We start from the raw sequence: 21091 nt of genomic DNA, 5'->3' as shown, positions 1-21091 counted from the left end.
CATGCGTCCCGCCTCTTTCGGGGGAGGCGGGGCTTAATCTGGTGTTAACTGAGCGTAGCGTGATCGTACTTGACCGTAATCAGGTGTCGGCGTTTGACTGCGGTTGACTGCTGATCCCCCTCCGTCCACGCGAGGCACCCTCTTTGATGACTGCGACTGCTGATCTGCTCGCCCCTCTCGATCTGGCGTTCTGGAACATCGAGTCCGACCGGCACCCGATGCACCTCGGCGCGCTGGGCGTCTTCTCGGCGCACTCGCCGACCGCCGGCGCCCACGCGGCCGATCTGCTCGCGGCCCGCGCCGCCGCCGTGCCCGGACTGCGCATGCGCATCCGCGACGTCTGGCAGCCGCTCGGGTTCGGCGGTGCCGCCCGCGAGACCGACCCGGACTTCGACCCCCTCGACCACGTCCGGCTGCACGCCCCGACCGCCGACTTCCAGGCCGCCGCCGGCCGGTTGATGCAACGCCCGCTGGAGCGCGGCCGGCCGCCGTGGGAGGCGCATGTGCTGCCCGGCGAGGACGGGGTGTCCTTCGCGGTGCTGTTCAAGTTCCACCACGCCCTCGCCGACGGGCTGCGCGCCCTCAAGCTGGCCGCGGGCGTCATGGACCCGCTCGACCTGCCCGAGCGCGCCCCCCGCCCGATCGAGGCGGCGCGCCGGCTGCCGGCGCTGCCGGACGTGCGCAGGGTGCCCGAGCTGGTGCGCGGCGCGCTCTCGGACGTGGGCCGGGCCCTGGACATCGGTGCCTCCGTCGCCCTGTCCGCCCTCGGGGTGAGCTCCTCCGCCGCGCTGACATCAGAACCCACCGGCACCCGCAGCATCGCCGGCGTCGACCTCGACATCGACGATGTGCACCGGGTCCGCAAGGCCGTCGGCGGCACCGTCAACGACGTCCTCATCGCCGTCGTCGCCGGGGCACTGCGCCGCTGGCTGGAGGAGCGCGGCGACCGTACCGAGGGTGTCGCCCCGCGCGCCCTGATCCCCGTCTCCAAGCGCCGTCCGCGCACCGCCGGCCCACAGGGCAACCGGCTCTCCGGCTATCTGATACGGCTTCCGGTCGACAACCCCGACCCGCTCGCCCGTCTCGACCGCGTCCGCACGGCGATGGTCCGCAACAAGGACGCCGGCCCCAACCGGGGCGCCGGTGCCGTCGCGCTGCTCGCCGACCATGTGCCCGCCCTCGGACACCGGCTCGGCGGACCGCTCGTCGGCCAGGCCGCCCGGCTCTGGTTCGACATCCTGGTCACCAGCGTCCCGCTGCCCGGCATCGGCCTGCGCCTGGGCGGCCAGCCGCTCACGGCCGTCTACCCGCTGGCCCCGCTCGCGCCCGGCCAGTCCCTCGCCGTCGCCATTTCCACCTACCGCAACCAGGTCCACTACGGCCTCGTCGCCGACGCGGCCGCCGTCCCGGACCTCGATGTACTGGCCCGCGCGGTGACCGACGAGGTGGACTCGCTGATCTCGGTCTGCGGTCCATGATCCGGTCGGGTTTGGAGGTATTGCCCGGCGCTCCGTAAAATTCCCTGTTCGAAAGCGGGCGCGAGTCGGAGCGCCGCTGGTGGATCAGGGAAGCGGCAGCGCGATGACGGTGACACAGGACGGCCCGACGGCCGAGGACCAGGTGGTCTACGGCCCGGGCATCGACCCCGAGCGGCTCGCCGTCTGCCTCAGCGTGCTCGACGAACTGGACAAGCTGGAGGTCGACCACCCGGACGCCATCGCGGTGCGCCGGGCCACGGCCGGCGTCTACCGCACGGTCAAGCAGCGCCGCCGCCAGGAGCGCCGGGCCGCCAAGACCGCGCACGACAAGGCGGTCACCGAGGCCACCGCGACCGGCTCGGCCGAGCGCATCGACGACGAGACCGAGGGGCTGCTGCCCTCCTCGCGGACCGAGGAGGGCAGGATCGCGGGGATACTCCAGCGTCCGCGCTCCTGCTACACCTGCAAGAGCCGCTATGTAGAGGTCGACTACTTCTACCACCAGCTCTGTCCGGACTGCGCCGGCCTGAACCGCGCCAAGCGGGACGCCCGCGCCGACCTGACCGGCAAGCGCGCCCTGCTCACCGGCGGCCGCGCCAAGATCGGTATGTACATCGCGCTGCGCCTGCTGCGGGACGGCGCGCACACCACGATCACCACGCGCTTCCCGAAGGACGCCATCCGCCGTTTCAAGGCGATGGAGGACTCCGCGGACTGGCTGCACCGCCTGGAGGTCGTCGGCATCGACCTGCGCGACCCGGCGCAGGCCGTCGCCCTGGCGGAGCGGGTCGCCGAGGCGGGCCCGCTCGACATCCTGATCAACAACGCGACCCAGACCGTGCGTCGGCTGCCCGCCGCCTACGCGGCCCTGGTCGACGGCGAGGGCGCCCCGCTGCCCGCCGGTGAACTCCCCGCCCACCACGTGATCGGCGCCTTCAACTCGGGTGCCGTGGACGGCCTCGCCGCGCTGCCCGTCGGCATCAGCGGCCTCGACGCCCAGCAGGTCGCCGACCTGGCGCTGGTCGCGGGCAACGCCAGTGTGGCCCGGCACCTCGACGGCACCGCCATCGACGCGGGCGGCCTCGTCCCGGACGTCGTCGACACCAACACCTGGGTACAGACCATCGACCAGATCTCCCCGGTGGAGCTCCTGGAGACCCAGCTCTGCAACTACACCTCGCCGTTCATCCTGATCAGCGCGCTCCGGCCGGCGATGGCCGCGGCGGCGAAGGAGGCGGCGCGCGGCCGGTCGTACGTCGTCAACGTCTCCGCGATGGAGGGCGTCTTCGGCCGCGGCTACAAGGGTGCCGGGCACCCGAACACCAACGCGGCGAAGGCGGCCATGAACATGGTCACGCGGACCAGCGCGACGGAGATGTTCCAGACCGACGGCATCCTCATGACCTCCGTCGACACCGGCTGGATCACCGACGAGCGCCCGCACTTCGACAAGCTGCGGCTGGCCGAGGAGGGCTTCCACGCGCCCCTCGACCTGATCGACGGCGCGGCCCGCGTCTACGACCCGGTCGTGCGCGGTGAGCAGGGCGAGGACGTGTACGGGGTCTTCCTGAAGGACTACGAGCCGGGCAAGTGGTAGACCCCGCTTGATCGTTCCCGCTTGATCGTTGGCGGCCACCGGCACCGGCGTCCCCCTGTTCGGGAAGGCGCCGGTGTGCGGGTGCCTCCGGCGGTGTGGCCGAGGACCGGTGCGGGGCGAGGGCCCGCGCGGGTCGTGCATGGTTGGTCGCGCGATTCCCCGCGCCCCTTCAGGCAGGCAGGTGCGCCGCTCGTACCCGGGTGCCGCCATCGACCACCAGGTCCGCTCCGGTCACCCACCGTGCGGCGTCCGAGCACAGCCACAGCACCGCCCCGGCCACGTCCTCCGGCTCCCCGATCCTCCCCAGCGGCAGCCCGGCGGCGATCTCCTCCTCCCGTGGCTCCCACATGAAGCGGGCCATCTCCGTGCGCACCAGCCCCGGGGAGACCGAATTGACCCGCACCCGGGGTGCCAGTTCCCCCGCCAGCTGCTGCGTCAGGTGCAGCAGCGCCGCCTTGCTGGTGCCGTACGCGCCCACGTCGGGGCCGACATGCGCCGCGCCCTCCGTGCAGATGTTGACCACCGAGCCGCCGTGCTCCCGCATCCAGCCCCGCCACGCGCACTGCGTCAGCCGCAGCGGTGCCTCGACGTTCACCGTGAACGCGTCCCGCCACGCCCCGGGATCGGCATCCATGAGCGGCCCGTACGGGCGATTGGTGGCCGCGTTGTTGACGAGGATGTCGAGCCGCCCGAACGCGCCGAGCGCCAGCCGGGTCAGCTCCCGGGCGTGCTCCGGCTCGGCGACACTGCCCGCCAGGCCGGTCCCGCCCAGCTCCGCGGCGGTACGCCGGACCTCGTCCGCGTCCCGCGCGCTCACGCACACCAGCGCCCCGGCCGCCGCGAGCGCCCCGGCCACCGCGCGCCCGATCCCGCGCGTGCCGCCGGTGACGACGGCCGCCCTGCCCCTGAGCCCGTACGACGACGTCATCGCCGTACCGTCTCATGACGGACCGTCAGTCAACAGCCCCGAGGCGGGAGTTGCGGGCCGCGACCAGTTCCAGGACGGTCCGCCAGTCCTCCAGGACGCCCGCGTCGAACCCCGCGGTGCGGCTCTCCTCGTCGGCCTGCCGCAGGCGCAGCACATCGTCGTCGGCGGGGGCGCCGCCTCCGCGCACCAGGTGGTAGACCCGCTCCCCGAGCAGATGCCGTACCGCGTGCGCGGCGCTGTCGGCCGGGCCCAGCAGTTCCTCGATACCGTGCACCAGGCCCGCGACCTGGAGCTCCTTGTCGGCGGGGCGGCTGCGGCGCAGCAGGGCCGCGGTGCGCAGTGCGCGCTGGTGCCGGCAGGCGTGCAGCAGATCCATCAGCTCCTCGACGCTGCGCAACTCCATGCGTCAGTCCTTCCGCGAGACAGCCTTCGTCCTGTGCCATCGGATCATGTCGAGTTTTCGACCCGGCCAACGCAACCTGAACTGCACAGCCTGTGAAAGGAGCCGAGGTCCGGCTATTCGAAGATGCGTTCGGCATTTTAGGCCGAGCGAGTGGAGCGCAAACGGTGCATCATGTTACGAACAGGTGTATTTGCGGGCGCCGGAAGTGCGGAGCGACTCGCGATAGTTACACCTTGTTTGCACTCCCTATCGAGCGGACCCGCGCTCATTTGGTTAATCTGTAGGGGACGGGCAGCAGTAAGGGGTCCCACCCACACCCACGGTCCGTCCCGGGACAAGCCGGTCGACAACGGCCTGCTCTCTTGTGAGTTTCCGGCGCCACCGCGTCCGAACTGGCCTTCCATCCAGACCCGAGCGGGCGCTCAGGAACCGGTACGCAGACTGTCCGGTACGCCCCGAGGGTGACCGACACATAAGGAGTGCGCGGTGACACCGGAGAAGACGAATCGCGAGCAGCGCCCCAAGGAACGCACGGAGCGCTCGGGCAGCCGGCCCGGACAGCTCGGCAGCCTCGACGTGTGGGCCCGGTCCGCCCCGATCCGCCTCGCGGGTTACGAGGAGGATCTCGCCGAGCCCCACATCCTGCCGAGCGTGGACTGACCGCGGGTCGACAATCCGCGATCGCCGACGCATGGGCGTGCGAGACTCACGCCCATGCACATCAGAGCAGCCACCGCGGCCGACTGGCCGCTGATCTGGCCCTTCTGGCACCGGATCGTCGCCGCCGCCGAGACGTACGGCTGGGACCCCGACACCTCGGAGGAGGCGGCCCGCGCCCTGTGGATGAGCCCGGCGAAACGTGTCTACGTCGCCGAGGACCCCACCGGAGCCGTCGTGGGCTCCGCCTATCTCACCCCCAACTACGGCGGCCCCGCCGCGGGCGTCGCCAACGCCGGCTTCATGGTCGACCCCGACCAGGGCGGCCGGGGCATCGGGCGGGCCCTCGCCGAACACATCCTGGCGGAGGCCAGGAGCCACGGCTACCGGGCGATGGTCTTCAACGCGGTCGTCGAGACCAACCCCGCCGTGGCCCTGTGGACGTCCCTCGGTTTCACGGTCGTCGGCACGATCCCGGCCGTCTTCGACCATCCGAAGCACGGGCTGGTCGGCCTGCACATCATGTACCGCGCCCTCTGAGCACGGTTACCCGACGAGCGCCTCGGACACGGACCACAGACGGGCCGCGTTGTCCCGGTCCAGGGCGTACGGCGCGACACCGCCGACCGAGCCGGCCCGCTCGGTGACCGGCTTGGCCTCCGCACAGTCCTCGAAGTAGCGGCCGGTGACGCCCGCCACGGTCGGCGAGGCGGCCAGCAGCACCGAGGTCGCGGCGCCCTGCTCCACCGTCTTCTGCGGCGGCAGGGTGAGTTCGCCCGAGGCGATGAACGCGGCGACCTGCTGCATGTCCATATGCCGGGCCAGGTTGGTGTCGGCGATGTTGCCCGGCATCAGGGCGTTGGCGGTGATGCCGTCGTCGGCCCAGCGCTCGGCGGCGGCCACGGCGAACAGGATGTTCGCGGTCTTCGACTGCCCGTAGGAGGTCCACGGGTCGTAGGGGCGGAACCGGTAGTCCAGGTCGTCGAAGACGACCGGGGAGAAGAGATGGCCGGTGGAGCTGACCGAGACGAGCCGGGCGCCGTTCGCCGCCGCCAGTGCCGGGTGCAGGCCGGTGGTGAGGGCGAAGTGACCGAGATGGTTGACGCCGAACTGCTGTTCCCGGCCGTCGGGCGTGCGGGTGATCTCCGACGGCGCCATCACTCCGGCGTTGTTGACCAGGATGTGCAGCGGGCCCTGCCAGCCGGCCACGAAGGCGGCGACCGTCGACCGGTCGGCCAGGTCGAGCCGGGCGACGGTCAGCTTGCCCGACTCCGGCGGCAGATCCGCCGCCAGGCGGGCCGCCACGCGGTCGCCCGCGTCGGTGTTGCGTACGGCCAGGGTGACGTCGGCGCCGGCCGAGGCGAGCGCACGGGCCGTCTCCACTCCGATACCGGAACTGGCTCCGGTCACCACGGCCTGCCGGCCGTGCAGGTCGACGCCGTCGATGACCTCGGCGGCGGTGGTGGTGGCGGCGAAGGTGCGGGGGGTTTGGGATGTGGACATGTGGGGTGTCTCCTGAGATGAGAAGTGGATCAGGCCGGGCCGTGCCCGGCCCGGTTGCCTATCGGGACGCCGGCGTGCCGCCGACGGGGGTCCAGCGCCGGTTGTCGCCCTCGCGGGTGACCCGGCCGAACACCTCGTCCGTGAAGTGCCCGGCGGCGATCACCGTGTCCGGCCGCCCGAGCACCCGGTCGCGCACCTGCCGGGCCTGGTCCGGAGCGACGTCGGAGGCGAAGGCCAGGTCGGGGTCGGCTATCTGGGCGGGGGAGTGCACGATGTCCCCGACGATCCAGACCTCCTCGGTACCGGCGCCCGACGGGTCCCGTACGACGACCGCCAGATGGCCGGGGGTGTGACCCGGCGTGGCCTCGACGGTCACGCCGGGCGCGATCGTGTCGCCGCCCGCGACGAACTCGACGACACCGGTGAGCGGCTTGAGCACCGCCTCGGCGTCCGGTCCGCCCAGGTCGGCCTCCCGTGTCGTCCAGTACTGCCATTCGGCCTGCGACATGAGGTGGCGGGCCCGGACGAAGGTGAGACCGCCGGGCGCGTGCGCGGCCGGTGTGCCGGGGAGCGGGGCGACATCGCTGGTCCAGCCGACGTGGTCGAGGTGCAGGTGCGTGTAGACGACGGTGTCGATGTCGGCGGCGGACAGCCCTTCGGCGGCGAGGTTCTTGAGCAGCGCGCCCCCTTCGAGGTGAGCGATGCCGGGTACGTCCACATCGATCTTCCCGGTGGCCAGGTCCACGAGGATCCGCTGGTCCCCGGCCTGGATCAGGAACGATCCGAAGGTGAGGAGCAGCTGCCCGTCGTCGAGATGGCCGGGGCGGGTCGTCCAGTCCACGCCGGGGAAGAGGGTGTCGGGGTCGTGGGCGCCGAATCCGTCGGGGAGATAGGTGATCGTCGTGTCGCCGACGGAGATCCGGGACCGCTTCGCGGGCTGGGGCATGGGTGATGAGGTCCTTTCGAAAAGCTGCGGGTCCGGGAGGGAGGGCGCTCAGCCGCCCAGGGTGCCCATGTGCTCGGGCGCGTAGCGGTCGCCGGCGACCGTGCCGTGCGGGGCGACCGCCTCGATGGCGGCGAGGTCGGCGGCGGTGAGCGTCACCTCGGTCGCGGCGGTGTTCTCCTCCAGGTAGCGGCGGCGCTTGGTGCCGGGGATGGCGACCGCGCCCTGCTGCTGGACCCAGGCGAGGGCGAGCTGACCGGGAGTGATGTTCTTCTCGGCCGCGATCCGGCGGACCTCGCGGACGACGTCGAGGTTGCGGTCGAAGTTCTCGCCCTGGAAGCGCGGGTCGGTACGGCGCCAGTCGTCCGCGGTGAAGTCGTCCGGGCTGGTGATCGCGCCGGACAGGAAGCCTCGGCCGAGCGGGGAGTAGGCGACCAGGCCGATGCCCAGCTCCCTGAGGGTGTCCAGGACACCGTCGTGCTCGATGCCGCGCTCGAAGAGCGAGTACTCGATCTGGAGGGCGGCGACCGGGTGGACGGCGTGGGCCCGCCGGATGGTCTTCGCGGAGGCCTCGGACAGACCGATGTGCCCGATCTTGCCCTCGGCGACCAGCTCCGCCATGGCGCCGACGGTCTCCTCGATGGGCACCTGGGGGTCGATCCGGTGCAGGTAGTAGAGGTCGACGTGATCGGTGCCCAGGTGCCGCAGCGAGCGCTCCAGCGCGTGCCGCAGGTATTCCGGCCTGCCGTTGAGGCCGACCATCCGGCCGTCGTCGGTGATCTCCACGCCGGTCTTGGTCGCGACCACGGCGGCCTCGCGGCGTCCGGACAGGGCCTTGCCGAGCAGCTGCTCGTTGACGAAGGGGCCGTAGCTCTCGGCGGTGTCCAGCAGGGTGACGCCCAGCTCCAGCGCCCGGTCGATGGTGGCCAGGGACTCCGTCTCGTCGGTGGCGCCGTAGAAGACGCTCATGCCCATGAGGCCGAGGCCCTGGACACCGACGGTCAGACCCTGGCCGCCGAGTGCGCGCTGTTCCATGATGAGGTTCCCTCGATTCCATAACTAACTGGATAGATACCTTGACCGTAGACCCGCCCGCCGACGATGTCAATAACTAGATAGTTACTGCTAGGGTGGTGGGCATGTCACGCGATTCCAGTGCCACCAAGGCCCGGCTGCTCGACGCGGCCTTCAGCGAATTCGCCGCCTACGGCATCGCCGGTGCCCGGGTGGACCGGATAGCCGAGGCCGCGGGGGCGAACAAGCGGTTGATCTACGTCTATTTCGGCAACAAGGAGCAGCTCTTCGACGAGGTGTTGCAGCGGGCGATGACGGCGGGCGCCGAGTCCGTACCGTTCGACGTCGGGGACCTGCCCGGATACGCGGGTGCGATCTTCGACCACCTGGTGGCGCGGCCGGACCTGATGCGCCTGCGGCTGTGGAAGCTGCTGGAGCGCCCCTCCGCCACCGGACTCGAACACGACGCGTTCCGTGACAAGGCGGCACTCGTGGCCGAGGCGCAGCGACGCGGCGACCTCGACGGCGACATGACGCCCGACGACCTTCTGACCATGGTGCTGGCCGCGGCCCAGGCCTGGTTCTGGGCCGCCGAGGGCGTCGACCCCAAGGAGGTCAGCGAGTCCTGGCCGCAGGAGCGGCTGGCCCTGCACCGCGAGGCGGTCGTCGAGGCGGCCCGCCGGATGACCGAGCCCAAGAAGCCCTAGTCGACGGGCGCCGTCCGCTGCCACGGGCGCAGGGTCTCCAGTGTGCGGGCCACCGCCAGCAGGGCCGCCTCCGAGCCCGGCCGTCCCGCCAGCTGTACGGCGCACGGGGCGCCCGAGGGCAGTGTGCCGAACGGCACCGACATCGCCGGCCAGCCGGTGAGGTTCCAGGCCGGGGTCAGTGGCGAGTAGGCGGTGCCGGCCAGCGCGTTGCGCACCCAGCCGCGCTCGTGCCAGGAGGCCGCCTTCGGGGCGCGGCGCGCCAGCGCCGGGGTGAGCAGCACGTCGTACTCGGTGAAGAACGGGGTGAGCCGGGCACGCAGCCGCTCACGGGAGTCGCCCACCCGGACCCCGTTCAGGAAACGGCGGCCGATCGCCGCGTGCACCCGGGTCCGCCGGGTCAGCAGCGCCGGGTCCAGACCGGCCGCGTCCACGGCCGTCCCCGCCGTCCAGTGCCGGAGCGCGGTGACGCCGATCGACACCGGGTACGGCGGCTCGGCGCGCCGCACCTGGTGCCCGGCGCCCGCCAGCAGCCCGGCCGCCTGTGCCACCGCGTTCGTATACAGCCTGCTCACGGTCGTCCCGGCCAGCGGGCTGCGCCGCGAGACGGCGATCTTCAGCGGAGTGCCCTGCGTGGTGCTCTCGAACCCCTTGCCCGCCAGGACCGAGAGCATCAGCCGGACGTCCTCGACGCTGGTCGCCAGCGGCCCGTTCTCCGACATGCCGAACCAGTCGCCGTTGCCGATCCCGGCCGGGACCACCCCGAACCCCGGCTTGATGGTGACCAGACCGCAGTTGGCCGCCGGGATGCGCAGCGAGCCCATGCCGTCGTTGCCGAGCGCGAGCGGCGCCAGCCCGGCGGCGACCGCGGCCGCGCTGCCGCCCGAGGAGCCGCCCGCGCTGCGCAGCGTGTCCCACGGGTTGCGGGTGACTCCGTGGACCCCGTCGGTCGTACCGAAGACACAGAGTTCGGGCACGTTCGTCAGTCCCACGACCACCGCGCCCGCCGCCCGCAGCCGGGCCACGGTGGCATGGTCGGCGTCGGCGGGTGTGTCCGGCGTCGCGGCCGAACCGTCCCGATGTGCCTCGCCGCGCACCGCCAGATTGTCCTTCACGGCCAACGGCACACCGGCCAGCGGGAGTTCACCGAGGTCGGCGCGGGCCGCGACCTCGTCCGCCTCGGCGAGCGCCGCCTCGGCACGGACCTTCCGGAACGCGCCGATCCGCCCGTCGAGCCGTGCGATCCGCTCCAGATGCTCGGCCACCACCTCCCGCGGAGTGACCCGCTTCTCTCGTACGGCGGCGGCGATCTCGGCGGCGGTCCGGCCGACCCAGCTGGTCACGGGCGCTCCTGGGGGTGCGGGAGAGAGGCTTACTCGTCGGTACGAGAGGGCACTCTGCCGCGCCGCGGGCTTCGCGTCGAGAGCATCCGCCGCCGGACATGCGGACGGAGTGTGCCGCGGGCCGTCCGTCGGTGTCTGCGCTGTTCCCGCAGATCATCCGACCACTTCCTCAACTCTCGCACGTGCACGCCCCATTGACAGGCTTCTGGGCCCGCTCAATCATCAGACATCCGATGAATGGAGCCGCGCATGAGCATGTCTCCCTATCCAAGACGTCAGGTGCTGGGGACCGCGGCGGGCGTCGCCGCGGCGGCCGCCCTGCCGCTCGCCGCGTCGACCCCGGCGCACGCCGCCGAGCCTGCCGAGGCTCGCGCCGCCGGGTCGGCCGCTGCGGGTGCCGCCTCGCCATGGGTCCCCGTCCCCGCTCCGGTCCCCGTACCGCTCGACTCCCTCTACGACAACGACGGCATCGACACCGCCGAGGCCCGAGGCGGTGACTTCGACGGCTCCGGCTACACGTTCCCGGGCGAGGAACTCCCGGCCGGCCGTATCGAGGTCGACGGCATCCCCTTCGACTTCCCCGCCGCGACGGCGGGCGCCAAGAACAACGTTGTCGCACGCGGCCAGCGCGTCGGCCTCCCCCAGGGCCACTACCTGTCCGCCGTCTTCCTCACCGCCGGCAGCTACGGCAACGCCTCCGGCCGGGCCACCGTCCACTACGCCGACGGCACGACCACCACCGCCGGCCTGAGCGGCGGCGACTGGTACGCGGTGGGCGGCGCGCTGGCGGCGCCGTACCGCTACCAGCCGGACGGCGGCAAGGACCAGCACGGCGTCGGGATCGGCACCTCCGAGGTGTGGATCGACCCGCAGCGCGAGGCCGTCGCCCTCACCCTGCCGGCCGGCGACCCGGCCGAGGCGGGCAAGACCGCCCTGCACGTCTTCGCGCTCTCCCTCCAGCCCGTCGCCCAGGGGCGGGCGCTGGCCCTGCGCGACGCCCGCTCCACCGGCTCCCTGCTGGACGCCACCGGCGCCCAGAGCGTCGAGGCCACCGTCGTCAACGCGGGCACCGTCGCGATCCTGGCCCGCGACGCGGTGTCGGTACGCGTCGACGTCCCCGGCGCCCGTACCGTCGAGCCCGCCCGCATCCGCCGCCTCGACCCCGGCGAACAGGCCCGCGTCCACGTCGGCATCCGCAGCCGCACCGGCACAGCGCCGGGCACCGAGCGGGACGGCACGGTGAGCGTACGCGGACTCGGCGCCCAAGTCGGCGCCGCCCAGCGCACGTTGACGCTCGGCACCGCCGACTACCAGCCCACCGAGACCTCGCTGACCGGTCATCAGGCGCCCTACTGGTTCAACGAGGCCAAGTTCGGCATCTTCATCCACTGGGGCGTCTACTCGGTGCCCGCGTGGGCGCCGGTCGGGGTGCAGTACGCCGAGTGGTACTGGGACCAGATGCAGGACCCGAACAACCCGACCTACGCCTACCACCGGGACACCTACGGCGAGGACTTCGCCTACGACGACTTCATCCCGCGTTTCACCGCCGAGAAGTTCGACCCGCGGGCGTGGGTGGAGCTGTTCCGGGACGCCGGTGCCCAGTACCACGTACTGACCTCCAAGCACCACGAGGGCTTCGCCCTGTGGGACACCAAGCTCTCCGACCGCAACGCCGTCAAGATGGGCCCGAAACGGGACCTGGTCAAGGAGCTGTTCGAGGCGTCCCGCCGGTACGCGCCCGAACTCCACCGCGGCCTCTACTTCTCCATGCCCGAGTGGTTCAACCCCGACAGCCCCTGGATGGGCCACGCCCCGCGCAACCCGTACACGCTGGAGCCGCTGCCGTACACCGGATACACCTCCGGCAAGGACTACGTGCGGGACTTCCAGGCCCCGCAGATGCTCGAACTGATCCACGGCTACGACCCGGAGATCATCTGGTGCGACATCGGCGGCGCGAACGACAGCGTCCACGTCCTCGCCGAGTACTTCAACCACGCAAAGAACCGGGCCCGTCCGGTCGACGTGACCGTCAACGACCGCTCGGGCATCGGCTTCCACGACTTCACCACGCCCGAGTACACGACGTACGCCGACACGGTCGTCGCCAAGTGGGAGGCCAGCCGCGGCCTCGACCCGCGCAGCTACGGCTACAACCGGGCCACCCCGGACGACGCCTACATGACCACCGAGGAGGTCGTGCACAGCCTGGTCGACATCGTCTCCAAGAACGGCAACTTCCTGCTCGACATCGGCCCCCGCGCCGACGGCACCATCCCGGAGATCATGCAGACCCGGCTGCGGGAGACCGGCGCCTGGCTCGCGGTCAACGGCGAGGCGATCCACGGCACCACCTACTGGTCGCGCATGGCCCAGCTCGGCGAGGACCTGCGGTTCACCGTCCGCCCGGACGAGGCCTTCTACATCCACTCCCTGGCCCGGCCCGGCGCCAAGCTCACCGTCGAGGCACCGGTACCGGTCCGGCCCGGCGACAAGGTGACCATGCTCGGGCACCACCGGCCGCTGACCTGGACCGTCGTGGGCGGAGCACTGGTGATCGACGTGCCCGAGTCGGCCCGGCGGGCCGGAGAACATGTGTGGGTGTTCAAGGTGGAGTGGCACGGCTGACGCAGGAGGGAGGACCCCGGCGGTCCAGGAAAGGCCCTAGGAACGCGCGGCGGGTGCCGTGCTGCCCCGTACCGTCAGGCGGGGTACCGGCACCCGTATGGCCCGGGCCGAGCCGCCGTCCAGGAGGGCCGTCAGTTCGTGTGCCGCCACCCGGCCGAACTCGGCGCTGTCCCGGGAGAGCGCCGACAGCCATGGCTTGACCATGCGGCACAGGGCCGAGTCCTCCCAGGAGACGACGGAGACGTCGTCCGGGACCGAGTAGCCGAGTTCGGCGGCGGCCGCGACCCCGGCCACCGCCATCACGTCGTTGTCGTAGATCAGGGCCGTCGGGGGCGGGGTCGCCCGCAGGACACGGCGGGTGACGGCCGCGCCCTCGGCGTCGGAGTAGTCGGTGGTGACCGAGCGGACCTCGGAGAGCCCCCGACCGTCCGCCTCCGTGCGCAGGGTGCGGATCCGGCGCTGGGTGTGGGCGAGGCCCGGCAGACCCGCGATGTGCACGATCCTGCGGTGCCCCAGTGCCGTCAGCTCGTCGACCACCGACGCCATCGCGGCCGCGTCGTCCGCCCAGACCGTCGAGAGACCGGGGTGGCGTTCGTCGGGGGCGCCGCCGATCACCACCGCGGGCAGGCCGAGCTCGTCGAGGAGGCCGGGGCGGGGGTCGTCGGCGCGCGGGTCCACCATCAGGATGCCGTCGACGCGGTGTTCCGCCCACCAGCGGCGGTACACCGCGCACTCGTCGGCCACGTCTTCAGCCATCTGGAAGAGCAGGCCGAGATGGCGTTCGGCGAGCACCTCCTGGATGCCGGAGACCAGTTGGAGGAAGAACGAGTCCACGCCCAGCGAGTGCGCGGGACGGGCGAGGACGAAGCCCACCGTGGCCGCGCCCTCGCCGGACAGGGCGCGGGCGGCCGTGCTGGGCCGCCAGCCGAGCTGCTCGGCGACCCGGTGCACCCGGGCCCTGGTGGTCTCGGAGACACCGGGGCGGCCGTTGAGCGCGAAGGAGACCGCGCTCTCGGAGACTCCGGACCGGCGCGCGATGTCCTTCATCGTCGGCCGGCGCGCGGGGACGCGTTTCTCCGCCAACTCACTTCCTCATTCGGTCGGGACCGTGATCCGCTAATGCGCTTGAGTTCGAACACCCTAAAGCGCATTAGCGATCGACCGCAATACGTTCGTAACACCTTTCTGAGCAGGGGCTTTGAGCCACTAATGACTTTAGCTCTGCCGAATCCATTGACTCGTCGCGGAAACGGCGTGCAAGGTCTGGCGCGGCACCTTCGGCCACCCCCCGCTGCAAAGGAGCAACGGACCATGCGTATCTCCCGCAGAGCCCTCGCCCTCGCCGCTGCCGCCTTCCTCGCCCTGCCGCTGAGCGCCTGCGGTTCCGGGGAGGACGGCGGCGGCTCCACCGACGCCTCGGGCAAGGTGGAGGGCGACATCACGTTCCAGACGTGGAACCTGCGCGCGAACTTCAAGTCGTACTTCGAGGGCCTGATCGCGGACTTCGAGAAGAAGTACCCGGACACCCAGGTGAAGTGGATCGACCAGCCCGCCGAGGGCTACGCCGACAAGATCAGCGCGGACGCGGCCGGCGGCACCCTGCCCGACGTCGTCAACGTCTCCCCGGACCTCGCCGCCCCGCTCGCCAAGGCGGGCCTCGCCCTCGACCTCGACAAGGCGGCGAGCAAGTACAAGTCCGAGTATCTGGAAGGGGCCTGGGCCAGCCATCAGATACCGGGGATGAGCGGGACGTACGCCTTCCCCTGGTATCTGAACACCGGGCCGCTCTTCTACAACAAGGCCCTGTTCAAGCAGGCCGGACTCGACCCCGCGCAGCCGCCGAAGACCTATGACGACCTCTTCGCCGACGCACTGAAGATGGCCCAGCAGAGCGACGGCAAGGTCGCCACCCTCGCCAACGTCCCCACCGTCGAGGACTTCGGGCGCTACGGCGCCGAGCTGATGGACAAGGCGGGCACCGGGTTCGCCTTCAACGATGCCAAGGGGATCGAACTGCTCACCAAGTACAAGGAGTTGTACGACGCGAAGGCACTGGACCCGCAGGCGCTGACCGCCACCCCGGAGTCGTCCGGCAAGAAGTTCCTCACCGAGGCCGTCGCCATGAACCCCGGCAGCGCCCTCGACCTCGCCAACTTCAAGAAGCAGGCGCCGAACCTGTACAAGAACATCGGCATCACCGATCAGATCACCAGCACCGGGCACGTCAACATGTACGTGATGGGCGTGATGGTCAACTCGAAGACCAAGCACACGCCGGCCGCCGTCGCCTTCGCGCACTTCGTGACCGACGCGCAGAACCAGATGTCCTTCGCCAAGAAGGTCGCCATCTTCCCCAGCACCGCCGGTTCCCTCGACGACCCGTACTTCACCAAGGAGGACGGCACCGACGAGACCCGGGTGCGGATCGCCGCCGCCAAGTCGCTGAAGAACGCGGTCAATTACACGCCGGTGCTGTTCAGCGACCAGATGAAGACCGCGCTGGGCAACGAGGTCGCCAAGGCCTTGCAGGGCAAGGAGAGCCCCAAGGCGGCTCTGGACAACGCTGTCAAGGCCTGCGACCAGCTGCTCCAGCAGCAGGGCTGAGGGGCGAGGCATGGCCGGCGTGTCCCGCGTGCGGCGTCAACTGCCCACCAGTCCGTGGCTGTTCGCCGCTCCCGGGCTGCTGGTCATCGGCGCCTTCGTGCTCTATCCGTTCGTCTCGACGGTGGTCAACTCCTTCACCGACCGCCGCACACTGATCCCCGGCCGGTTCGTCGGCCTCGCCAACTTCCGTGAGCTGATCCACGACGACATGTTCTGGACCGGCCTGCGCAACAGCACCCTGTACATCGTCGTGGTCGTGCCCGCCCTCGTCGTCCTGCCGCTGCTGCTCGCGCTGCTGGTGCAGAAGAACATCCCGGGCATCACCTTCTTCCGGTCCGCCTTCTACACCCCGGTCGTCGCCTCGATCGTCGTGGTCGGGCTCATCTGGGTGTGGCTGCTCGACGAACGCGGCCTGGTCAACTCCCTGCTGGAGACGGTCGGGATCGGCCGGATCGGCTTTCTCAGCGACCAGTGGCTGCTCCTGCTGAGCGCGATGGCGGTCACGGTCTGGAAGGGCCTGGGCTACAACATGATCATTTATCTGGCGGCGCTCGCCAACGTCCCGCGCGAGCTGCACGAGGCCGCCGCCGTGGACGGCGCGGGGGCGGTGCGCCGCTTCCTCTCCGTCACCGTGCCCGCCGTACGCTCCACGATGGTGCTGGTCGCCGCGCTCTCCTCGGTAGCCGCGTTCAAGGTGTTCTCCGAGGTGTACCTGATGGCCGGCCCGGACGGCGGCCCGGCAGGCGAGGACACCACCCTCGTGATGCTCGTCCAGCGCACCGGCACCGGCCTGACCGGACGGGTCGGCTATGCCTCGGCGCTCTCCGTCGTGGTCTTCGTCGTCACCGTCGTGCTGATGCTGCTGGTGCTGCGCGCCGACCGGAGGGACCGCCCATGAGCGTCTCCCGGGCACGCTTCACCGACGAGCACGGGCGCCGCATCCGGATCGGCGAACTGGTCCTGCGGTACGCCCTGCTGCTGCTCGTGCTGGCGGTCACCGTAGGACCTTTCCTGTGGCAGCTGTCGACCTCGCTCAAGGGGCCGACCGAGGACATCTTCAGCTCGCCCCCGAGCTTCCTGCCCGAGCATCCCACCCTGCACAACTACCAGCGGGTCGCCGACACCATCCCCGTCTGGGACTACGCCCTCAACTCGCTGAAGGTGGCGGGCGCGAGCGTGGTCACCAACTGCGTCGGCTCGGCGCTCGCCGGCTACGCCCTGGCCCGGCTGCGCTACCGAGGCCGCCGCGTGGCCACCCTCGTCTTCATCCTCGCGATGCTCGTGCCGGTGGAGGGGATCATCATCGCCCAGTTCACCACCATGCGGGAACTCGGCCTCAACAACACCCTGATCGGCGTCGTGCTGCCCGGCTCCATCGGCGCCATGAACGTGCTGCTGATGCGCAACGCCTTCCTCAACCTGCCCTACGAGATCGAGGAGGCGGCCTACGTCGACGGCGCCAATGTCTGGCAGCGGTTCCTGCGGATCGCCCTGCCGTCGGTCAAGGGCACCGTCGCCGTCGTCGCGATCTTCGCCTTCATGGGCGCCTGGGACGACTTCCTCTGGCCCCTGATCGTGCTCAGCGACCCGTCCAGGTTCACGCTCACCATCGGCCTCAACTACCTGCACGGCACCTTCGCCAACGACGAACGCCTCGTCGCCGCCGGCACCGTGATCGCCGTGGCCCCGCTCATCGCCCTGTTCGCCTGCCTCCAGCGGTACTTCTTCCGCGGCGTCGGCGAAGGCGCCGTCAAAGGCTGAACCCCCGTTCCCGCAAGGAGACCGCATGCCTCCGGCCGTGCGCTTCGGCGTCAACTACACCCCCAGCGAAGGGTGGTTCCACCACTGGCTCGACTTCGACCTGGACTCCGTACGCGCCGACCTCGACTCGATCGCCGCTCTGGGACTCGACCACATCCGGGTCTTTCCGCTGTGGCCCTACTTCCAGCCCGACCGCACCCTGATCCGGCCCCGCGCGGTCGAGCAGCTCGTCGCCCTCGCCGACGCGGCCGCCGAACGCGGTCTCGACGTCAACGTGGACGGACTGCAGGGGCACTTGAGCAGCTTCGACTTCCTGCCGGCCTGGACCCGGACCTGGCACCGGCGCAACCTCTTCACCGACCCGGAAGTCGTGGCGGGGGAGACCGCCTATCTCCGCACCCTGGCCGCGGCGCTCGCGGACCGGCCCAACTTCATCGGCATGACGATCGGCAACGAGGTCAACCAGTTCGCCGCCGGCCCGCATCCGGATCCGGACCGGGCCACCGAGGAGGAGGCGGAGCGCTGGCTGGTACGGCTGCTGGCCGCCTGTGCCGAGGGCGCCCCCGGCAGACTCCACCTGCATGCCTCCTACGACGCCGCCTGGTACCAGGACGACCAGCCCTTCACCCCCGCCCACTCGGCCCGCCTCGGCGACCTCACCGCCGTGCACTCCTGGGTGTTCAACGGCACCGCCCAGCGCCACGGCCGCACCGCCCCGCAGACCGAGCAGCACGCCGCGTACCTGGTGGAGCTGAGCAAGGCCTGGGCCGCGGACCCGCACCGGCCCGTCTGGCTCCAGGAAGTGGGCGCGCCCGCGCCGCTGATCCCCGCCGAGCACGCGGCCGCCTTCACCGAGGCGACCCTGACCGCCGTACTGGACTGCCCAGATCTGTGGGGCGTCACCTGGTGGTGCTCGCACGACGTCAGCCGGAGCCTCGCCGACTTCCCCGAACTCGAATACGGGCTCGGTCTGATGACCAACGACCGCAAGCCCAAGGACCTCGCGCACGCCCTCGCGGCGGCCGAGCCCAGGGCGGCGAAGGCACGCGACACGGCGCTCGTCGTGCCCGCCGACCCGGCCCGGCGCTCCCGGTGCGCGCCAGGCGGGCCTGTCTTCGACGCCTGGTTCCGGCTCGCCGCCGACGGCGCCCGCCCCACCACCGTCCTCGACACCCGCGCCGACGACCAGGACCATCTCGCCGCGCGCGGCATCACCGAGGTCGTCACTCCCGATCAGGTACTCCCCACCCCACCAGGAGGCACCCGCTCGTGAACCCCAGCAGACGTACCGTCCTGATCGCCGCCACCGCGGCGGCCCTGGCCCGCTCACTGCCGGCGACGGCAGCGACCGAGGCGACGGCAGCGACCGAGGCGACGGCCGTCACCCCGCCGTACGCCTCCTACTGGTACCCGGACTCCTTCCCCTCCGGCAGCCCCGGCACCGGCATCACCTGGCACAGCCTGAAGAGCTGGACGGCGGCGGGGGACACGGACCTCGCCTTCAACGCCGCCTCCGTGCCGCTCGCCGCCCGTTTCACCCCCACCCCGGCCAACACCACCGCCCGCTCCGGGCAGGCCCGCGTCCAGGCGCTGGTGTCCTTCGGGCCCACCTCCAGCAACCCCTCCCAGGGCGCGGCCACCGCCGACTACTACGCGCTGACCCACTGGTCCTACCTCGACGAGCTGGTCTTCTGGGGTGGCTCGGCGGGGGAGGGGATCGTCCTCGCCCCGAACGCGCCGATCGTGGACGCCGCCCACCGGCACGGCGTGCCCGTCCTCGGCAACATCTTCCTGCCGCCCACCGCCTACGGCGGCCAGCTGCAGTGGACCCGCGACCTGGTCCAGCAGGACTCCACCGGGCACTATCCGCTCGCCGCCCAACTGGTCGCGGTGGCCGCCGCCTACGGCTTCGACGGCTGGTTCGTCAACGCCGAGACCGGCGGCGGCAACACCGCCCTCGGCACCGCCATGCTCGGTTTCATGACCGAGCTGAAGTCCCTCGCCGCCGGCCGGGGCCAGCGGGTGACCTGGTACGACGCGATGACCGTGAACGGGACGGTCAGCTGGCAGGGCGCGCTCAACAGCCAGAACCAGGCTTTCTTCCAGACCGCCGACGACATGTTCGTCGACTTCCGCTGGAGCACCTCGACGCTCGCCTCCTCGGGCACCAAGGCAGTCCAACTGGGCCGCAGCCGCTATGAGTTGTGGGCCGGTGTCGACGTCGAGTCCAACGGGTCCAGCACCTCCGTGAACTGGGACGCGATCGTGCCCAGCGGCTCTGCGCACGTCACCTCGATCGGCTTCTACCGGCCCGAGTGGACCCGCAACCACCTCCCCGCGAGCCGCACCCCCGGCGACTTCCACGCCGCCGACGACCGGTTCTGGACCGGGCGGTCACTGGACCCGTCCCTGCCGGACGGCACGGATCCGTGGCGGGCGCCGGCCGTGTCGGTGGCGGACCGGTCGACGGTGTCGGCGGTGCCGTTCGCGAGCGTCTTCAACACCGGGCACGGGCTGCGCTGGTACGAGGACGGCGAGGTCACCTCGGACACCGCCTGGAACCACCTCGGTCTGCAGGACCGGCTGCCGTCCCGGCGGTGGGCGGTGCGGACGGCGGGCACCAGGCCGGCCGTGACCTTCGACTTCGCGGACGCCTGGCGGGGCGGCAGCAGCGTGCTGGTCAACGGTGCGCTGGACCAGCCCGTGGTGCTGGACCTCTACGCGACCCAGCTGCCGATCTCGGCACAGACGGTTGTCGAACTGACGTACCGGACCGACGCCGGCGCCGTGGACGTCGAGCTCGCCGTCGCCACCGCCGAGCCGGGCACCGCCGGAGCGGCACCGCCGTACACCTATCTGCCGGTGGACTCGGGCGACGGCTGGTCTACCGCGACCGTCCCGCTCACCGGCCTCTCCGGCACCGTCCACGCCCTCGGTGTCCGGCTCACCGCCACCGGCGGGCCCGTGCGGTGGCGGCTCGGCGCCATAGCCGTACGGGAGGCGGTGAGCACTCCCGCCGCTCCCGCCGACCCGGGGATCACGGCGGCCGACGGCGGAAACCTGCGCCTCGCTTGGGACGCCGCCCCCGGCGCTGTGCGCCACTACACCCTGCACCGGCTGCTCCCCGACGGCACCCGGCGCTTCCTCGGCGCCACCGGCCAGCGGGCCTATTACCTGACCGGGCTCCAGCCGGAGCAGGGCGAGGCGGCGGCACGGTTCGAAGTGCGTGCCGTAGGGGAGCTGTACACCTCGTCGGATCCCGTGACCGTCACGCACACCTGGTAACCGGTAACGAACAAACGGAGCACCCCACATGCATGACGACCGCAGCTTGGTGGAAGCCCGCCTCAGGCGCGTCCTCGACGAGCGCATCCGTCCCGCCGTGTACCCCGAGTCCGTCCCGCTCGACGTCGCCGTGTGGCACGCGCCGGGCGAGCCCGTGCCGGTCGACGAAGGGCTCGCGGCCGAGCCCGGACCGATCGAGGTGGGCGCCCGGTGGGGTGCTCCGTGGGGCACCAGCTGGTT

19 protein-coding genes are annotated in these 21091 nt (G+C 71.4%); 12 read left to right on the top strand and 7 right to left on the bottom strand.

Annotated features, from left to right (window positions below):
- Nucleotides 1-146: 146 nt before the first annotated feature.
- Entirely contained in the window at nucleotides 147-1478 is a 1332-nt protein-coding gene (locus tag ACZ5K7_RS11500) for a wax ester/triacylglycerol synthase family O-acyltransferase (protein WP_351703565.1), read from the top strand.
- Nucleotides 1479-1581: 103 nt separating this feature from the next.
- The gene (locus tag ACZ5K7_RS11495; protein WP_468912647.1) at nucleotides 1582-3075 is read left to right on the top strand and encodes an SDR family NAD(P)-dependent oxidoreductase; all 1494 of its coding nucleotides are present in this window, start codon (nucleotides 1582-1584) and stop codon (nucleotides 3073-3075) included.
- Between the two features lie 169 nt (nucleotides 3076-3244).
- Here the strand turns inward: ACZ5K7_RS11495 and ACZ5K7_RS11490 are convergent, their stop codons facing one another.
- Both ACZ5K7_RS11490 and ACZ5K7_RS11485 read right to left on the bottom strand, forming a co-directional pair.
- Nucleotides 3245-4003: an SDR family oxidoreductase gene (locus ACZ5K7_RS11490; RefSeq protein WP_468912645.1), complete on the bottom strand. Its 759-nt coding sequence runs from the start codon at nucleotides 4001-4003 to the stop codon at nucleotides 3245-3247.
- Between the two features lie 25 nt (nucleotides 4004-4028).
- Nucleotides 4029-4406, bottom strand: a complete 378-nt coding sequence (locus ACZ5K7_RS11485) for a hypothetical protein (protein ID WP_351703574.1) — start codon at nucleotides 4404-4406, stop codon at nucleotides 4029-4031.
- 486 nt (nucleotides 4407-4892) lie between these two features.
- Between ACZ5K7_RS11485 and ACZ5K7_RS11480 the strand changes: the two genes are divergently transcribed.
- The gene (locus ACZ5K7_RS11480) at nucleotides 4893-5066 is read left to right on the top strand and encodes a hypothetical protein (RefSeq protein ID WP_351703577.1); all 174 of its coding nucleotides are present in this window, start codon (nucleotides 4893-4895) and stop codon (nucleotides 5064-5066) included.
- Between the two features lie 54 nt (nucleotides 5067-5120).
- Complete coding sequence (locus ACZ5K7_RS11475; RefSeq protein ID WP_351703580.1) at nucleotides 5121-5603, top strand: GNAT family N-acetyltransferase; 483 nt, start codon at nucleotides 5121-5123, stop codon at nucleotides 5601-5603.
- 6 nt (nucleotides 5604-5609) lie between these two features.
- On the opposite strand, the gene ACZ5K7_RS11470 is transcribed toward ACZ5K7_RS11475, so the two are convergent.
- The 3 genes from ACZ5K7_RS11470 to ACZ5K7_RS11460 are packed head-to-tail and all read right to left on the bottom strand — an operon-like array spanning nucleotide 5610 to nucleotide 8544.
- Nucleotides 5610-6566, bottom strand: a complete 957-nt coding sequence (locus ACZ5K7_RS11470; protein ID WP_450972632.1) for an SDR family NAD(P)-dependent oxidoreductase — start codon at nucleotides 6564-6566, stop codon at nucleotides 5610-5612.
- 58 nt (nucleotides 6567-6624) lie between these two features.
- Nucleotides 6625-7512: an MBL fold metallo-hydrolase gene (locus ACZ5K7_RS11465; protein ID WP_468912641.1), complete on the bottom strand. Its 888-nt coding sequence runs from the start codon at nucleotides 7510-7512 to the stop codon at nucleotides 6625-6627.
- Nucleotides 7513-7560: 48 nt separating this feature from the next.
- Entirely contained in the window at nucleotides 7561-8544 is a 984-nt protein-coding gene (locus ACZ5K7_RS11460; RefSeq protein WP_468912639.1) for an aldo/keto reductase, read from the bottom strand.
- Between the two features lie 104 nt (nucleotides 8545-8648).
- Between ACZ5K7_RS11460 and ACZ5K7_RS11455 the strand changes: the two genes are divergently transcribed.
- Nucleotides 8649-9230, top strand: coding sequence for a TetR/AcrR family transcriptional regulator (locus tag ACZ5K7_RS11455; protein WP_450972633.1), 582 nt, complete (start codon nucleotides 8649-8651; stop codon nucleotides 9228-9230).
- Here the strand turns inward: ACZ5K7_RS11455 and ACZ5K7_RS11450 are convergent.
- Nucleotides 9227-10570, bottom strand: a complete 1344-nt coding sequence (locus ACZ5K7_RS11450; RefSeq protein WP_468912636.1) for an amidase — start codon at nucleotides 10568-10570, stop codon at nucleotides 9227-9229. The two genes, ACZ5K7_RS11455 and ACZ5K7_RS11450, sit on opposite strands and share 4 nt — an antisense overlap.
- Before the next feature lie 255 nt (nucleotides 10571-10825).
- On the opposite strand from ACZ5K7_RS11450, the gene ACZ5K7_RS11445 reads away from it, so the two are divergent.
- Entirely contained in the window at nucleotides 10826-13201 is a 2376-nt protein-coding gene (locus ACZ5K7_RS11445) for an alpha-L-fucosidase (RefSeq protein WP_468913236.1), read from the top strand.
- Between the two features lie 36 nt (nucleotides 13202-13237).
- Here ACZ5K7_RS11445 and ACZ5K7_RS11440 read toward each other — a convergent pair whose 3' ends face one another.
- Nucleotides 13238-14248, bottom strand: coding sequence for a LacI family DNA-binding transcriptional regulator (locus ACZ5K7_RS11440; protein WP_468913234.1), 1011 nt, complete (start codon nucleotides 14246-14248; stop codon nucleotides 13238-13240).
- Nucleotides 14249-14512: 264 nt separating this feature from the next.
- Here ACZ5K7_RS11440 and ACZ5K7_RS11435 point away from each other — a divergent pair, with 264 nt between their 5' ends.
- The 6 genes from ACZ5K7_RS11435 to ACZ5K7_RS11410 form a co-directional block, all read left to right on the top strand.
- A complete protein-coding gene (locus ACZ5K7_RS11435) occupies nucleotides 14513-15805 on the top strand; it encodes an ABC transporter substrate-binding protein (RefSeq protein ID WP_468912634.1) in 1293 nt (430 codons plus the stop codon).
- Nucleotides 15806-15815: 10 nt separating this feature from the next.
- Nucleotides 15816-16703, top strand: coding sequence for a carbohydrate ABC transporter permease (locus tag ACZ5K7_RS11430; RefSeq protein ID WP_468912633.1), 888 nt, complete (start codon nucleotides 15816-15818; stop codon nucleotides 16701-16703).
- Nucleotides 16700-17566 carry a carbohydrate ABC transporter permease gene (locus ACZ5K7_RS11425; RefSeq protein WP_468912631.1) on the top strand — a complete coding sequence of 289 codons (867 nt, stop codon included), beginning with the start codon at nucleotides 16700-16702 and terminating at the stop codon, nucleotides 17564-17566. Before ACZ5K7_RS11430 ends, ACZ5K7_RS11425 begins: the two co-directional genes overlap by 4 nt.
- A gap of 25 nt (nucleotides 17567-17591) precedes the next feature.
- Nucleotides 17592-18839, top strand: coding sequence for a glycoside hydrolase 5 family protein (locus ACZ5K7_RS11420; RefSeq protein WP_468912629.1), 1248 nt, complete (start codon nucleotides 17592-17594; stop codon nucleotides 18837-18839).
- Nucleotides 18836-20851, top strand: coding sequence for an endo-beta-N-acetylglucosaminidase (locus tag ACZ5K7_RS11415; protein WP_468912627.1), 2016 nt, complete (start codon nucleotides 18836-18838; stop codon nucleotides 20849-20851). The genes ACZ5K7_RS11420 and ACZ5K7_RS11415 overlap by 4 nt, the downstream gene beginning before the upstream one ends.
- A 28-nt stretch (nucleotides 20852-20879) precedes the next feature.
- Nucleotides 20880-21091 (top strand): hypothetical protein (locus ACZ5K7_RS11410; RefSeq protein WP_468912625.1); only part of this gene is annotated, 212 nt, incomplete at its 3' end.

It is taken from the genome of Streptomyces sp. NPDC031497 (assembly GCF_055580905.1).
The sequence above is the reverse complement of the archived record's forward strand: the minus strand, read 5'-3'. Positions and strand labels throughout refer to the sequence as shown.

Coding starts and splice junctions, on each gene's coding strand:
- ACZ5K7_RS11500 (WP_351703565.1), top strand. CDS start 147: ATGACTGCGACTGCTGATCTGCTCGCCCCTCTCGATCTGGCGTTCTGG.
- ACZ5K7_RS11440 (WP_468913234.1), bottom strand. CDS start 14,248: ATGAAGGACATCGCGCGCCGGTCCGGAGTCTCCGAGAGCGCGGTCTCC.
- ACZ5K7_RS11445 (WP_468913236.1), top strand. CDS start 10,826: ATGTCTCCCTATCCAAGACGTCAGGTGCTGGGGACCGCGGCGGGCGTC.
- ACZ5K7_RS11435 (WP_468912634.1), top strand. CDS start 14,513: ATGCGTATCTCCCGCAGAGCCCTCGCCCTCGCCGCTGCCGCCTTCCTC.
- ACZ5K7_RS11485 (WP_351703574.1), bottom strand. CDS start 4,406: ATGGAGTTGCGCAGCGTCGAGGAGCTGATGGATCTGCTGCACGCCTGC.
- ACZ5K7_RS11420 (WP_468912629.1), top strand. CDS start 17,592: ATGCCTCCGGCCGTGCGCTTCGGCGTCAACTACACCCCCAGCGAAGGG.
- ACZ5K7_RS11455 (WP_450972633.1), top strand. CDS start 8,649: ATGTCACGCGATTCCAGTGCCACCAAGGCCCGGCTGCTCGACGCGGCC.
- ACZ5K7_RS11470 (WP_450972632.1), bottom strand. CDS start 6,566: ATGTCCACATCCCAAACCCCCCGCACCTTCGCCGCCACCACCACCGCC.
- ACZ5K7_RS11495 (WP_468912647.1), top strand. CDS start 1,582: ATGACGGTGACACAGGACGGCCCGACGGCCGAGGACCAGGTGGTCTAC.
- ACZ5K7_RS11465 (WP_468912641.1), bottom strand. CDS start 7,512: ATGCCCCAGCCCGCGAAGCGGTCCCGGATCTCCGTCGGCGACACGACG.
- ACZ5K7_RS11490 (WP_468912645.1), bottom strand. CDS start 4,003: ATGACGTCGTCGTACGGGCTCAGGGGCAGGGCGGCCGTCGTCACCGGC.
- ACZ5K7_RS11475 (WP_351703580.1), top strand. CDS start 5,121: ATGCACATCAGAGCAGCCACCGCGGCCGACTGGCCGCTGATCTGGCCC.
- ACZ5K7_RS11460 (WP_468912639.1), bottom strand. CDS start 8,544: ATGGAACAGCGCGCACTCGGCGGCCAGGGTCTGACCGTCGGTGTCCAG.
- ACZ5K7_RS11430 (WP_468912633.1), top strand. CDS start 15,816: ATGGCCGGCGTGTCCCGCGTGCGGCGTCAACTGCCCACCAGTCCGTGG.
- ACZ5K7_RS11425 (WP_468912631.1), top strand. CDS start 16,700: ATGAGCGTCTCCCGGGCACGCTTCACCGACGAGCACGGGCGCCGCATC.